The organism is Mesorhizobium sp. WSM3866 (assembly GCF_002294795.1).
GTDB lineage: Bacteria > Pseudomonadota > Alphaproteobacteria > Rhizobiales > Rhizobiaceae > Mesorhizobium.
Genome location: NZ_NSGC01000018.1, coordinates 14,685 through 27,417, shown reverse-complemented (window position 1 = coordinate 27,417; position 12,733 = coordinate 14,685). Strand labels below are relative to the sequence as shown.

12 protein-coding genes and 1 pseudogene are annotated in these 12,733 nt (G+C 59.4%); 1 reads left to right on the top strand and 12 read right to left on the bottom strand.

All coding sequences use genetic code 11. The features are described from left to right. Positions 1 to 67: 67 nt before the first annotated feature. Positions 68 to 1,036, top strand: a complete 969-nt coding sequence (locus tag CK222_RS27705) for a GDP-L-fucose synthase (protein ID WP_095779868.1) — start codon at positions 68 to 70, stop codon at positions 1,034 to 1,036. Positions 1,037 to 1,498: 462 nt separating this feature from the next. Here the strand turns inward: CK222_RS27705 and CK222_RS27700 are convergent, their stop codons facing one another. The 12 genes and pseudogenes from CK222_RS27700 to nifS all read right to left on the bottom strand — a co-directional run. After that, the gene (locus CK222_RS27700) at positions 1,499 to 2,410 is read right to left on the bottom strand and encodes an SIR2 family protein (protein WP_095779912.1); all 912 of its coding nucleotides are present in this window, start codon (positions 2,408 to 2,410) and stop codon (positions 1,499 to 1,501) included. A gap of 40 nt (positions 2,411 to 2,450) precedes the next feature. Then, positions 2,451 to 2,663 carry a putative nitrogen fixation protein NifT gene (gene nifT / locus CK222_RS27695; RefSeq protein ID WP_067318665.1) on the bottom strand — a complete coding sequence of 71 codons (213 nt, stop codon included), beginning with the start codon at positions 2,661 to 2,663 and terminating at the stop codon, positions 2,451 to 2,453. Continuing rightward, a complete protein-coding gene (locus tag CK222_RS27690; protein ID WP_095779867.1) occupies positions 2,660 to 2,986 on the bottom strand; it encodes a nitrogen fixation protein NifZ in 327 nt (108 codons plus the stop codon). The genes nifT and CK222_RS27690 overlap by 4 nt, the downstream gene beginning before the upstream one ends. A gap of 88 nt (positions 2,987 to 3,074) precedes the next feature. Then, the gene (locus CK222_RS27685) at positions 3,075 to 3,269 is read right to left on the bottom strand and encodes a 4Fe-4S binding protein (RefSeq protein ID WP_095779866.1); all 195 of its coding nucleotides are present in this window, start codon (positions 3,267 to 3,269) and stop codon (positions 3,075 to 3,077) included. Between the two features lie 31 nt (positions 3,270 to 3,300). Next, complete coding sequence (nifB, locus tag CK222_RS27680) at positions 3,301 to 4,782, bottom strand: nitrogenase cofactor biosynthesis protein NifB (protein WP_095779865.1); 1,482 nt, start codon at positions 4,780 to 4,782, stop codon at positions 3,301 to 3,303. Positions 4,783 to 5,034: 252 nt separating this feature from the next. Continuing rightward, a complete protein-coding gene (gene nifA / locus CK222_RS27675) occupies positions 5,035 to 6,795 on the bottom strand; it encodes a nif-specific transcriptional activator NifA (RefSeq protein ID WP_095779864.1) in 1,761 nt (586 codons plus the stop codon). 144 nt (positions 6,796 to 6,939) lie between these two features. Next, positions 6,940 to 7,239: a ferredoxin family protein gene (locus CK222_RS27670; RefSeq protein ID WP_095779863.1), complete on the bottom strand. Its 300-nt coding sequence runs from the start codon at positions 7,237 to 7,239 to the stop codon at positions 6,940 to 6,942. A gap of 12 nt (positions 7,240 to 7,251) precedes the next feature. Further along, entirely contained in the window at positions 7,252 to 8,559 is a 1,308-nt protein-coding gene (locus CK222_RS27665; RefSeq protein WP_095779862.1) for an FAD-dependent oxidoreductase, read from the bottom strand. A gap of 11 nt (positions 8,560 to 8,570) precedes the next feature. Continuing rightward, positions 8,571 to 9,677, bottom strand: a complete 1,107-nt coding sequence (locus tag CK222_RS27660; protein ID WP_095779861.1) for an electron transfer flavoprotein subunit alpha/FixB family protein — start codon at positions 9,675 to 9,677, stop codon at positions 8,571 to 8,573. Positions 9,678 to 9,696: 19 nt separating this feature from the next. Next, complete coding sequence (locus CK222_RS27655; protein ID WP_095779860.1) at positions 9,697 to 10,548, bottom strand: electron transfer flavoprotein subunit beta/FixA family protein; 852 nt, start codon at positions 10,546 to 10,548, stop codon at positions 9,697 to 9,699. 184 nt (positions 10,549 to 10,732) lie between these two features. Then, the gene (nifW, locus tag CK222_RS33160) at positions 10,733 to 11,116 is read right to left on the bottom strand and encodes a nitrogenase stabilizing/protective protein NifW (RefSeq protein WP_095779859.1); all 384 of its coding nucleotides are present in this window, start codon (positions 11,114 to 11,116) and stop codon (positions 10,733 to 10,735) included. Between the two features lie 51 nt (positions 11,117 to 11,167). Continuing rightward, positions 11,168 to 12,319 (bottom strand): annotated as a pseudogene (nifS, locus tag CK222_RS27645) (cysteine desulfurase NifS); the annotation flags it as partial. Between the last annotated feature and the right edge of the window lie 414 nt (positions 12,320 to 12,733).

The window sequence follows — 12,733 nt, the reverse complement described above, 5'->3', positions numbered from 1 at the left end:
CGGCGCCATGCGGGCTTGTTGTCAAGTGCTATGGCGGCCTTCTTAAGGAGCGCTTAGAGCGCGATCAATGGAAAATAAAAAAATGAAGAAAGTTTATGTAGCAGGCCATCGCGGCCTTGTTGGATCCGCCACGATGAGAGCCCTCGAGGCGTTGGGATCCTATGAAATAATAACTCGCACTCACGATGAATTGGATCTATTTGATCGGAGCGAGACGCGCAGGTTCTTCATGTCGCGGCGGCCTGATTACGTCGTTATGTGCGCCGCAAAGGTTGGTGGTATACTGGCGAACGCGAGCTCCCCCGTCGATTTCCTTCATAACAACCTGGCGATTCAACTCAGTGTTTTTGATGCCGCTTACGCTTCCGGCGTCGAACGGATGATTTTCCTTGGCTCCTCGTGTATCTATCCACGCGACTGCCCGCAGCCGATACGTGAGGAATACCTTCTAACCGGTCCGCTTGAAGCGACGAATCGTCCCTACGCTTTGGCAAAAATCGCAGGAATCGAATCATGCTGGTCTTTTAACCGGCAGTACCAGACGCGCTATCTCACGTTGATGCCGACCAGCTTATATGGTCCCGGCGATAATTATGACCCCAAAAATTGCCACGTTCTGCCTGCTCTGATACGCCGTTTTCATCAAGCTAAAATGAACGGCGACTCCTCGGTTGAGGTCTGGGGATCCGGAAACCCGCGGCGAGAGTTTATGTATTCGTCGGATGTAGGCGATGCCATAGCATTCCTCCTTGGCCTGCCAGATTCAGATTTTGACGCCTTAACGGCTCCTGACACTGCGCCCCTGATCAATGTTGGCGTTGGCGAGGACGTCACGATTCGCGAAGTGGCGGAACTCGTCAAGGCGGCGGTCGGCTGGGAGGGCAATTTGGTATTCGACACGACGAAGCCAGACGGTACTCCGCGCAAGTTACTGGACGTAACGCGCATGCGTAACCTTGGCTGGAAAGCCAAAACGTCCCTTGGTGCCGGGTTGCGAGCGATGTATGAGGATTTTCTCCGCGTTCATGCGGCTTGATGTTGATGCGCGCATCCTGGTCGGACTGCGTGCCCGAACGGGTGCAAGCTTGTTCAGTCAGGCCAAATAGAAGAGAGGGACGCATACGGCCTAGGCGGCCACAATATTGGCCTGCGCTAACGGTGCAAACCGGACCTCTTTGCGACCGGCGATGCAGGGGATCAGTCGGAAGCTTGCCCAAACCAATGGGGAGGCCGCATTACCGGCCGCACCTGGAGGCTGTGCGTGAGCGCCGTCGACTCAAGCCGCCGGTTAGACTGCTCGACCTCGCGGGAGCCGCGGCTTAGGAACCTGCCATCGCTACGAACGCAACCGGGGCCCGCCATGCCTCGGGCAGGGCTTATCCCAAGGCGGTCCGGTAATGGCGGACGTGGATGTATGCTATTCGCAGGCGCGGGATCGTGTCCCCCTAGGTGGTGTAGCTGACGGCATTGGTCGCCGTGTTCTCCGTCTGGGAATGGATCAAGCGATTGCACTTTTGCTTTCATGCAATGTCTTGCCCAGTCCGACCAGACGGGCCGCCGCTTGACCCGTCGGCATGTCAATGACCGTGATTGCCCTTTCTGCAAGGAAGCGCCGCTCGTTCCTGGTCAGCGTTGCTGTATCGATTGCCGCAAAATGTGGGCCATGGGAGCGCTTCATGATCTGTCGGGCATAGGTGCGCAGCATCTGATCGTTGAAGCGGCAGCCGAGGAAGAATAGACCACGGCTGGCTCGCCGTTCCTTCACCAGGTCAGGGATCGGCGTTTGGATGTCGATTTCGCTCAGCACTTCAACGTAGTCGGAATCTGCGACGAGGAAGTTTGCCGCCGGCCTGGCACCGCCGTGAGGGGCGTAGAGAACCGTCTTCGCCGCTGGTGCGGATTCGAGTAATATCCCGGCCAAATCGTAGGCTTTCGTCCAAATGTCACCGATCTCGTGCGCCCGTGTCACGCCCTGTATTTCGACGACGTCCGTTCGGCGGGTCTGTATTAGAGCCGCGCGCATAGCACCGTCGTACCAGCTGTCGACGATCAGTGAGAGCGGCAGCGTTGCAAGCCAGGCATGCAAGATGGTCGGAACCACAGGGGTCGCGAATATTTCGGCCATCCAAACTTGAAGGGTCCGGCGGTGCCGGCGCTGTTCGATATACTGCGCTACCGACCACATGTTGGTGCGAATCTTCGAAGGGGCTGGGGTGCGTTTGTTGAGCGCTGCGGCAACGGCTTCGGGGGTATGCGGTACGGGCGGCCCCGCGGAGCGGATCTCAAGCAGACCTGGGCCGAGATAGGGGATGACCTCGTCGGCCGCGAGCGCTTTCTTCAAAAGGTCAAGCTGCCTTTCGGCAAAACTGTCCCGAACGACCACGAGGTGGCCCGAGGTCATTGTGTTCATGCTCGTATCCCTTTGCCGCTCTCTTTGTGTCAACCCGGAGTCAGTCCTCGTCGGAAATCTTTCTTGCCTCCACGGTAATCGGCAAAGCCGTATCCCGCGGAAGGTCGGGCAAGACTAACCGCCAGCCGTTCTTCAGCGTCACAGCCCCACCCCACAAGTGTTCGTTGTCGACCTTGATGATCGGCTCTTCGAGATCCTTTTTGGGAATATATGCCGACAAGCCAGCACCGGTCCTGCGGATCATTACCCTCATCGGGTCGTTCCTTCGTCAAAACCAGCATCGATTTCGGCAGTGCAAGAAATGCCAGCCGTCTCAAGGCTCATGAGTTCACGCGCACGCATGCCGACGATGGTGCCGCGATCGATCCATTCGACCGCATAGATGTAGAATTGCTGGAGAAAGGTGCCGATGTCGCGCACATAGCCCTCGTCGCCTTTGCGCACCAGGTTTTCGCCGATCTCCTTGCCAGGATAGGTGCCGTCATTTTTTATGTGGCGTGTGGCGCGGACCCGCTCACCCGGCATGAATCGCGGGGGTGTACGGATTTCGATGTCCTCTTCGCGTCCGAGGCTCATGGCCGTTCCTTTCTCTCGGCTGCAGCTTTCCAACAGGAGGTCGATGGTCCTTCGGAGGCCTGACCCGGTCGGTAGCCGAAATGGAGGGTCAGGCGGGGACGCAAGTCTTCGACACCGGACATACCGAGGCGCACTGCTGCGTTTCGAAGGCCCCCTCGCATTCGGTGCACTTTTTTGGATCGATCACGTAGCTCTCGCCCTTGAACTTGATCGCGCCGGAAGGGCATTCGAACTCGCAGGAGCCGCACTGGGTACATTGGGAAGCGATGATCTTATAGGCCATTTTCAACTCCGGTCGGTTTGAATGAGACGGCTCAGGCCGTCGCAGCCAGTGGCTCACCCCCAAACTCGGCTGCGTAAAGCGCGCCGATGGCGGTCTCGATGTAGTCATACCCGTAAGCATCCGTTGCTCGGATACCGCCCTCCTTGAGTCGATCCTCGGGGCAATTTCCAATTCTCGCGCACAGCACGATGTCTACGCCTTCGAGCGTAGAAATGACGCCGTCGAGGCTCGTGTCCTCGGCCCGGCCGCCGAGGCAATACTGCTCGACCTTGCGATGACCGACGAAGCTGATCCCTTTCGGCGAGGCCTCGTAAACCTGGAATTCCTTCGCATGGCCGAAATGCTCGTTGATGCGGCCGCCACCTTTGGTCGCTACCGCGACCAGAAGCGACTTGCCGGAGCCCGCGGTCTTGACCATCCCGAGCGCCTCGCTCTTGGCCGCCATGCGATCGCCCCGCTCGCGCGCGACCACCGTCCGATAGGCCTCGCGCTTGCTGGCGTCGTAGGTGACCTTGTCGGGAAGCCGGTCGAGCGTGAATTCCTGGCCACGATCCTCGCCCAGCATGCCGACAGCATCGGCCCGGCACTGCCGGCAGTGGCGCATGAGCTTGGCGCCGCCTTCGAGACGATCCTGAAGGGTCTTCAGCTCCATTGCCGTGGGGCCGCACTGCCCGCTCAAGCCGTAGTGCGTACCGTGTACCGGGTCAGAAATCAGCGGCATGACATTGTGCAGGAATGCGCCGCGCTCCTTGACCCATTTATTCACCTCGATTAGGTGCTCGTCATTAACGCCGGGGATCATGACCGAATTGATCTTGGTGAGGATGCCGCGCGCCGTCAGCATCTCCAGCCCCGACATCTGTCGTTCGTGCAGGATCGTGGCTGCCTCGACGCCGGCATAACGGCGGTGATCATAAAAGATCCATGGGTAGATCTTGGCACCGATCTGCGGGTCGACCATGTTGATGGTGATCGTCACGTGATCGACATTCATTTCGGCAAGCTCGGCGACGTGGTCTGGAAGCGCGAGGCCGTTGGTGGAGATGCACAGCTTGATGTCGGGGATTTCCTTGGCGACCAGTTCAATTGTCGCCTTCGTCTTCTTCCAGTCGTAACAGGCATCGCCCGGTCCGGCGATGCCAAGTACGGAAAGCTGCGGCACTTCGTTGGCGACCTCGATCACCTTGCGCAGCGCCTGGTCGGGCGTCAGCCTCTCCGAGACGACCCCGGGCCGGCTTTCGTTGGCGCAGTCATATTTGCGATTGCAGTAGTTGCACTGGATATTGCAGGCCGGCGCGACCGCCACATGCATGCGCGCGAAATAGTGGTGCGCTTCCTCTGAAAAGCAGGGATGATCTTTGATCTTCTCCCAGACAGCTGTGTCCATCTCGTGCGGCTTTGCGGAGGAGCCGCAGGATGAAGATGCGCAGCCAGCGGACCTCGCTCTGGCCGGCAACTGATCGAAGGATGTCGTGCCGGAAAGGCCCTTCAGCGAAATCATCGGTGCGGACATTGAAGGGCTCCGTGCGTAGTGGACTCCGCACGTCCGAGCGCAAGAGATATGCCAACTCCAAAAGCGGGTTTTGTCCGTCAATGTTGGCTTTACGTCCGCCTTTGTGCCCCGCTGTGTCCGTTTCGCTGCGACACGGTTGTGTCAGGTCCCCGACGACGGACAAAACGTGGTCGCGAAACGTACCCGTGTTTGTCTCAGTTTCGCCTATTGCGGGGAGCAGCCGTGCCCCCAAATGTGGTGCATCAATGACGTTTAGAACTTCTTCACGCCGATACGATGCCTGCGCAAAGCATAGCCGACCTGCCGCGGCGTGAGACCGAGGAAACGAGCCGCCTTGGCCTGAACCCAGCCGGCTTTTTCCATAGCCTCGATTAGTCGGTCACGTTCCGTCAGACGCGGGTTCATTGCAGGGCAGGCGGGATGGTTGGGGTCGCAGGTCTTGCCGGGCGATGCCTCATTGTGGGAAGCGCCGCCTCGCATGGCAGGCAGCGGTGACCCAACCGGCATCATATTGCCACGTGCGAACTCGTCGACGGCATAGCCGCCTTGCGAACCGCCGACTCCTTTCCACAGAAGAGAAGAAAGGCACTGGCTGTTCTGGCAGGCAAAATCCGCCGGACTTATTGTCTTTGAGCGCGCAAGTGTGGCCGTCCGTCGCACACAATTCTCCAACTCACGCACGTTGCCAGGGAAATAGCATTGCGAGATCAGGTCAAGCGCCGACGGCGTGAAGGCAAGATCGCGATGGTTCTCCTTGTTGAATCGGTCGAGGAGAGATTTCGCAAGGCGCGGAATATCGCCCGGGCGTTCTCTGAGGGGAGGCAGGACTATTGGCACCACGTTGATGCGGTAATAGAGGTCGGCTCTGAACTCTCCATTCCGGACAGCCGTCTCGAGGTCCTTGTTGGTGGCGCATATGAGCCGCACGTCAACCTTTAGGGTCCTGGTGCCACCCACTCGCTCCAGTTCTCCTTCCTGCAAGACGCGCAACAGCTTGGCTTGAAAGGCAGGCGAAATCTCGCCGATTTCATCAAGCAGCAGGGTTCCGCCATTAGCCAATTCGAACCGGCCGGCGCGCTGCAGGATAGCCCCGGTGAAGGCGCCCTTCTCGTGGCCAAAGAGCTCCGATTCCAAAACGCTTTCGGGCAGTGCGGCGCAGTTCAATTTGACGAAGGATTTCTCCCTCCTGTGCGAAAGCTTATGGATGGCCTGTGCAAAGAACTCCTTTCCGGTACCGCTTTCGCCTCGCAGAAGCACGGTGGAATTGGTCCTGGCCACGACCGAGACGATCTCGAGCACTTGCTTGAGCGCGGGACTTTCTCCGATGATTCCGTCGATCTTGACATGCCGATGCCGGGCCGGATGGGTCCCGTCCTCGTCGAGCGACTGCTCTGGTCTCGGTTGCTTTTCGATAAGTGACTGACGAGCCGTGCTCAAAGTGCGATGGAGGCGGATGGTCCGAGCGACCAGATTGGCGACCATGGCCAGGAAGCGTAGGTCCTCCTCGCAGCCGAACATGGTAGTATCGTTCTTGACGCGGTCAATCGATAGTGTCCCGAAGATCCTTTCCTCAGCCTTTAGCGGGACACCGATAAAGGCAGTTGCGATCGTACCGCTGCTGGATTGAGGATCAGCCTGGAATAGCTCTGACGTGCTTGTGTCTTGTATGACAATCGGCACTCCAGTAGCGACGATTTTGTCTATTACGGCCTGGGGTACGACGCTGCCGGCGCCTGATTGAGTGACAGTGCCGCCGCTGGTTGCGCTAATCTGCGGCTGTCCTTCAGCGCCCAGGACGACGATTGCACCATGACGAATATGCATAAACGAGGAGAGGACATTCGCGACATTGGTAAGCGTAATCTCCAGCCGGGCCGGGGCAGTCAGAACCTTCGATATCTCGTAGATTCCCCCGAGCAAGCTGTCCGCGCCGCGCACCGCTTCGACCGCAGGTTCAGGCGGAGTGTGTCGTGATCCAATTTCACCGACCTGATCTGGAGGCATGTGAGCCATGCGAACACCTCAAGCGTTGTCTAAGGTGGTCCCTCCCGCGCCCTTTTTGTATTTTGCGTTCGAGAAACATAGTCGGTAATTGCGACCAATATTGACGGTCTTGACCGCAATTTGCGAACCTCTCGTTCTCGCACTTTGCGCCAGTCATCCGAACTTGAAGAGAACGCCGAAGCCGCCGCGCGGGTAATTCCACACGATCTCACCGCTGGCCTCGCAAAGCACGCGACACGTGCCGCATTCCATGCAGCCGTCGAAAGTGGTCTCCACCTGGCCCTTGTCGTTCTCCTCATAGCACTTGGCCGGGCAGATGTATGTCAGCGCCAGCAGGTTCGCGCTCGGCCTCTCGTGCGGTTGCACTTTGATATGCGGGCGGCCCGGATCGACTAGATAGCGATTCTGATAAAGCTTCTCCTCGACGCGTAACTTCGTCACAGCGATCGTCATCCTGTTTCTCCTTCAGCGCCATGCGAGTGCCAGGCGGACCACATCGCTGATCAGCCCCCAGCGCGAACGCGCCTTGATGAAGGCAGCAGTGGTCGCCTTTTCCTTCTCGATTTTCGGAGTGCCGTCGACACGCATGAAATTCTGCGCGGCCTGCGACATCAACTGCGGGTAAGTCATGAAGAAATTTCGGGAGTTGGTGTGTATCAGGGCCGGCATGTCCTTATATTTCCGCAGGTCTTTGACTACGAAGGACTTGTCCAGCATGGTCTTGTAGAGGGCCAGGTTCTTCCTGATCATCGGCTGGTTGCGGCCCTTGATCTCAATGATCGCTTCGCCCGCGATGCGACCGGAAGTCATGGCAAGGTTCGAACCCTCGCGGTGAATAGCGTTGTTCAGTTGGGCGGCATCGCCGACCGCGACCCAACCGTCGCCGAAGAGCTGCGGAATTGCCTTGTAGCCACCTTCGGGAATGAGATGCGCGGAATACTCCTTGACTTCAGAGCCCGCGATGAGCGGCCGGATCGAAGGATGGTTTTTAAAAGCATCGAGGAGGACGTATGGGCTCTCCATTGTCTTGGCGAAATCGGAGACGAGGCAGCCGATGCCCAGAGAGATCGACTCCTTATTGGTGTAGAGGAACGCAAGTCCAGCCATGCTGCGGGAGATCGTGCCCGCCGCTTCGATCACGCAGCCTTCGTCCCCTTGGAGGCCGAATCGCTGCTCAATGACCTCATCGGGTAGGAAATGCATCTCCTTGACAGCGAGCGCCACGCTTTGTGGCTTCAGCATCTTGCGCAGGCCGGCCCGTGTACCGAGCAGTCCGTTGACACCTTCTGCGAGCACGACGACGTCCGCGTAGATCGGCCCGCCAGCCCGGTCGGTGCGCACGCCGATCACCTTACCTTTGGCATTGCGGACTAGGTCGGTCACTGTCGTCTCGCACAGAACCGTCGCGCCGGCCTCGCGCACCTTGCGCGAAAACCACTTGTCGAACTGGGCGCGGATGATTGTGTAGCGATTAGGCTTCGCCTCGTTGAAATCATCCGATCGATACTGCATCCCGGTGTGGGAGGTGTCGTCCATCACCCAAAGTCGCTGCTCGACCAGATGCCGCTCGAGAGGCGCATCATTCCGGAAATCCGGGATGATTTGCTCCAACATGTCTGCGTACATGATGGCGCCCTGGACATTCTTGGAGCCCGGATACTCGCCGCGCTCCAATTGCAGCACCGTCAGGCCCTGTCTTGCCATAGTGTAGGCGGCCGCGTTTCCGGACATACCGGCGCCGACGACGATGGCGTCGAATTCTTCTTCGATCATGGCCGTCTCCCTTAGCTCGCAAGCTTGTCGTGGCTGTGCGGCGACAGCCGCCGGGTGAAAGCTTCCGTCAATGCCGGCAGGAAACGGATCGCATCGGTGACGATGCCGAGGTGGGCAAAGTCGAAGATCGGGGCGTTCGGGTCGGTGTTGATGGCTACGATCAAATCAGCCCCCTCCACGCCAACCCGATGCTGGATAGCGCCCGAAATCCCGGCCGCAATGTAAAGCTTTGGCCGGATGGTCTTGCCCGTTTGGCCAATCTGCCGATCGGCCGGCATCCAGCCCTTCTGGACCAGCGGGCGCGAACAGCCATATTCGGCGCCGATTGCGCGCGCTAAATTCGTCACAAGCTGTAAATTCTCCGCTGAGCCGAGGCCGAGGCCTCCGGCAACCACGATGTCAGCGTAGGCGAGATTTGCCTTTGCCGATTGGCGATCGAGCTTGAAGCCAAGGACTTTGGTAATGATCTCTTCCTCGGTCATCGACAGCTTGTGACGGATGACACGCCCAACCGGCTTATCCGTTCGCGGTGGCATGGCCATGACCCTCGGTCGTACGGTGGCCATCTGCGGCCGGTAGTTGAGCGTATAGATCGTGCATAGCAAGGAACCGCCGAAAGTCGGACGGGTCGCGGCGAGCGAACCGTCGACATCCACATCGAGTTCGGTACAGTCGGCAGTGAGCCCTGTCAGCAAGGTCGTTGCTACTGAGCCGGCGAGATCCCTGCCGAGCGTGGTCGCACCGAGAAGCAGAATTTCCGGTTTGTGCGTATTGACCAGATCCGTCATCGCCTTGGTGAAAGGCTCGTTGCGATAGTCAGCAAGCAGCGGTGCCTCGACGAGGTAGACAAGGTCGGCCCCGTAAGCGAAGGCCTCGGCAACGGCATGCTGGGTGGCCTCACCCGGCGGTCCGAGCACGATTCCCGCAAGCTGAATGCCAAGCTTGTCGGCGAGCTTGCGGCCTTCGCCAAGCAGTTCGAAGGAGACGGGATGGACCTCGCTGCGTTCCAGTTCGATGAAAACCCAGACATGCCGATAGTCCCTAAAGTGCTCAGGCAATTCCTTCTTGATTCCGGCACGGCCGGCGGACGGAGGAGCTTCGCGTTTCGCCTTCAACATCTCTCTCCTTGCCGTCCCGTCACTGGCCGCCGTCGAAGGCGAGTTCGTGTTCCAGCGCTGGCTGGCGGGTGAAGATTGCGGCAATCAGTTCGTCAGCGACGCCATGCTGCGTCTTGTCGGTCATGTCGATCTGCGTCGCCTTTTCCGCCCGCGTGGTAGGGGCGAAAACGCGCTTGACGACCGTCGGCGAGCCGCGCAGGCCGCATTTGGTGAGGTCCTCAATGCCAGCTTCGGCCGCGCTCCACTTCACGATCTGGCTGCGTGCGGCGCGCATGGCGTCGTCGAGCGAGCCCCTGCGGATTTCGTTGGTGCCTTCCAGCATTGTGATGAGGCAAGGCAGCCGGCTTTTCAGCGTCTGCGTACCGCCTTCCGAACGGCGCTTGACGGTGATCTCGCGCGCGTCGAGATCGATAGAGGCGATCTTCGGCACATAGGTGAACTGCAGGAGGCCGAGGCGCTTGGCGATGCCGGGCCCGACTTGGGCGGTATCGCCGTCAATCGTCTGCTTGCCCGCGAAGACGATGTCCGGCGCGCCGAAGGTCTCGCCAATTCTCACAATTGCCCGAGAAAGCGCAAAGGACGTCGCCAGCGTGTCGGAGCCGGCAAAGCAGCGGTCGGTCAAGAGTACCGCGCGGTCAGCGCCATAGGTGAGCGCCTTGCGCAGCGCATCTTCTGCCATCGGCGGACCCATGGTAAGCACGGTGACCTCGCCGCCATGGGCGCCGCGCAATCTCAGTGCCTCTTCGAGGGCGAACAGGTCGTAAGGGTTGATGATGGTTGGCACGCCCTGGCGCATGATCGTGTTCGTCACCGGGTGGACACGTATCTGCGCGGAATCCGGCACCTGCTTGATACAGACTACAATGTGCATTGCTTCCCTCTCGGCTCTAGTCCGCAAGCCGCCCTGGCGTTCATCTCCTAAGCAGCATCATTCGTGCCAACCGTTCTGCGCTGCTCTGTCCTCCTTGAGATCGGGTCGTTTTGTTCCGAAGGTGCCGTCGTGATGACCGGTTTTGTCGGCTTTTCGTCATTGTCGCGTCGCAACTTTGTCGCGCTCATTCTGTCCCGAAACGCCTCAGGATCGCATCGAACGGTACAAAGGCGCGGTCCCGAGTGGCGGGCTTGTCCGGATCGTGCTCTTTGAGCACCTTGAAGACCCGTTGCGTGAGTGGCGAGGATGTCGCGAAATCCTCATAAGCGCGTTCCAACGTCGCACGCGCCCGCGCGGCGATCACCCCGTCGGGAAGACCGGCGAAATCCTCTTCAGCGAGGTACTGGCCCATGCGCTTCATGATATGGAGCCGCGATACATTGAGCACCTTCGAATCATAAGAGATGCCAAGGACCTCGAAGAACTCCTCCGCAGCCGACAGGCTCTTCAGCCGGGCGAGGATGTCGGTGACATCGATGGCACGGCTTTCAGCAAAACAGCTGCGCATTGCATTTTCCTTGGCCGGAGACGGCGGTCGGGGTTGCGTCGTCGCTGGTGAAGACCGGGACAGGTCACGCAGCTTCTTAACGATCCCGGGCATGACCTCGAGCACCCGGTCGACATCCTCCTCGCCGTTGTTGCGCGAAAAGGAGAAACGGATTGCGCCGTGTGCCGCGCTATCGGGGATATTCATCGCCACCAAGACATGGCTCGGCTCCAGCGAGCCGGAGGCGCATGCAGAGCCAGAGGAGCAGGCGATGCCCTCGCGATTGAGGAAATGCAGTATGCCCTCACCTTCGATGTGTCCAAAGGCGATATTTGCAGTGTTCGACAACCGCGCTCGTAAATCGCCGGCCACGAAGGCGTCTGGGATGTGCTGGAGAAGTTCTTTCTCGAGGCGGTCTCGCAATGCCTTTACCCGTGTGTTCGCGTCGTCCATGAACTTCAAGGCAAGATCGGCTGCCACGCCGAGGCCGACGATGCCTGGCGTATTCTGCGTGCCCGCGCGGCGGTTGCCCTCCTGGCGTCCCCCTTTGATCAGCGGACAGAAGCGCACGCCGCGCTTTACATAAAGTGCCCCGACCCCTTTCGGTCCGTGTAATTTGTGACCGGAGAGAGACAGCATATCGATTGCGGTCGATTTCAAGTCGATCGCAAGCTTGCCGACCGCTTGCACCGCGTCGGTATGGAAAAGGGCGCCGACGTCCTTGGCCAACTCAGCAAGCTCGACCACCGGGAAGATCGTTCCGGTCTCGTTGTTCGCCGACATGATCGAGACGATCGCCACGCGCGGGGTGAGGGCGGCCTTATAGGTGTCGAGGTCGAGCCGGCCGTGACGATCCACCGGAATCCTATGCACCTTGATGCCGCGCGTCTTCTCAAGGTGGGCACAAAGCGTCAGCACGGCCGAATGCTCGACTGCGGAAGTCACGATCTCAGTGCGCTCAGGCATCACCCCGAGCGCCGAAAGGAACGCCGTGTTGTCGCTTTCCGTCCCGCCGGAGGTGAAGGTGATCTCGTCGTCGAACTCCGCGCCGATCAGCGTTTGCACCTGCAGGCGCGCCTTTCTCACCGCCGCCCCGGCGGAAACACCAAAATCGTGGCTCGACGAAGGATTGCCGAATTGCTCGGTAAAAAACGGCAGCATTGCTTGAACGACTTCAGGATCGACCCGTGTCGTTGCGTTGTTGTCCAGATAAACAGGCCTCATGGATGTGATCCTTCTCCTGAGGGCAATTACGCAAAGCGCACGCCCTGACTGTCATGATGATGGCTAACCGAAGGAGTTGCCGCGGCCATATTCGGCCCGCGGTTCTTGGGGTCGACGCGGCCACTCGCCTCGACTTAGTGCGCCAGCCCTGCACCGGCCTGGGAAGGCCCGGTCTTTAGGCCACGGCGTTTTCGGTCCGCTGGGCGTGGACTGTTTCTCCTTCAGGCCGGGACGCGTCCTCGAAAAGCTACGCATGGACCGTGCCAAACAAGGAGATCATTTCGAAACAATAAGGTGGCTCCAACACTGCTATGTCGCATGTCCGACATCGGCGGGCATTGTTCGACGGTGAACGCCGTTGGATTGGGCGTGAATTCCGCTTCGCGTGAGGAGCAATCCTGTCGGGCTGTTCGC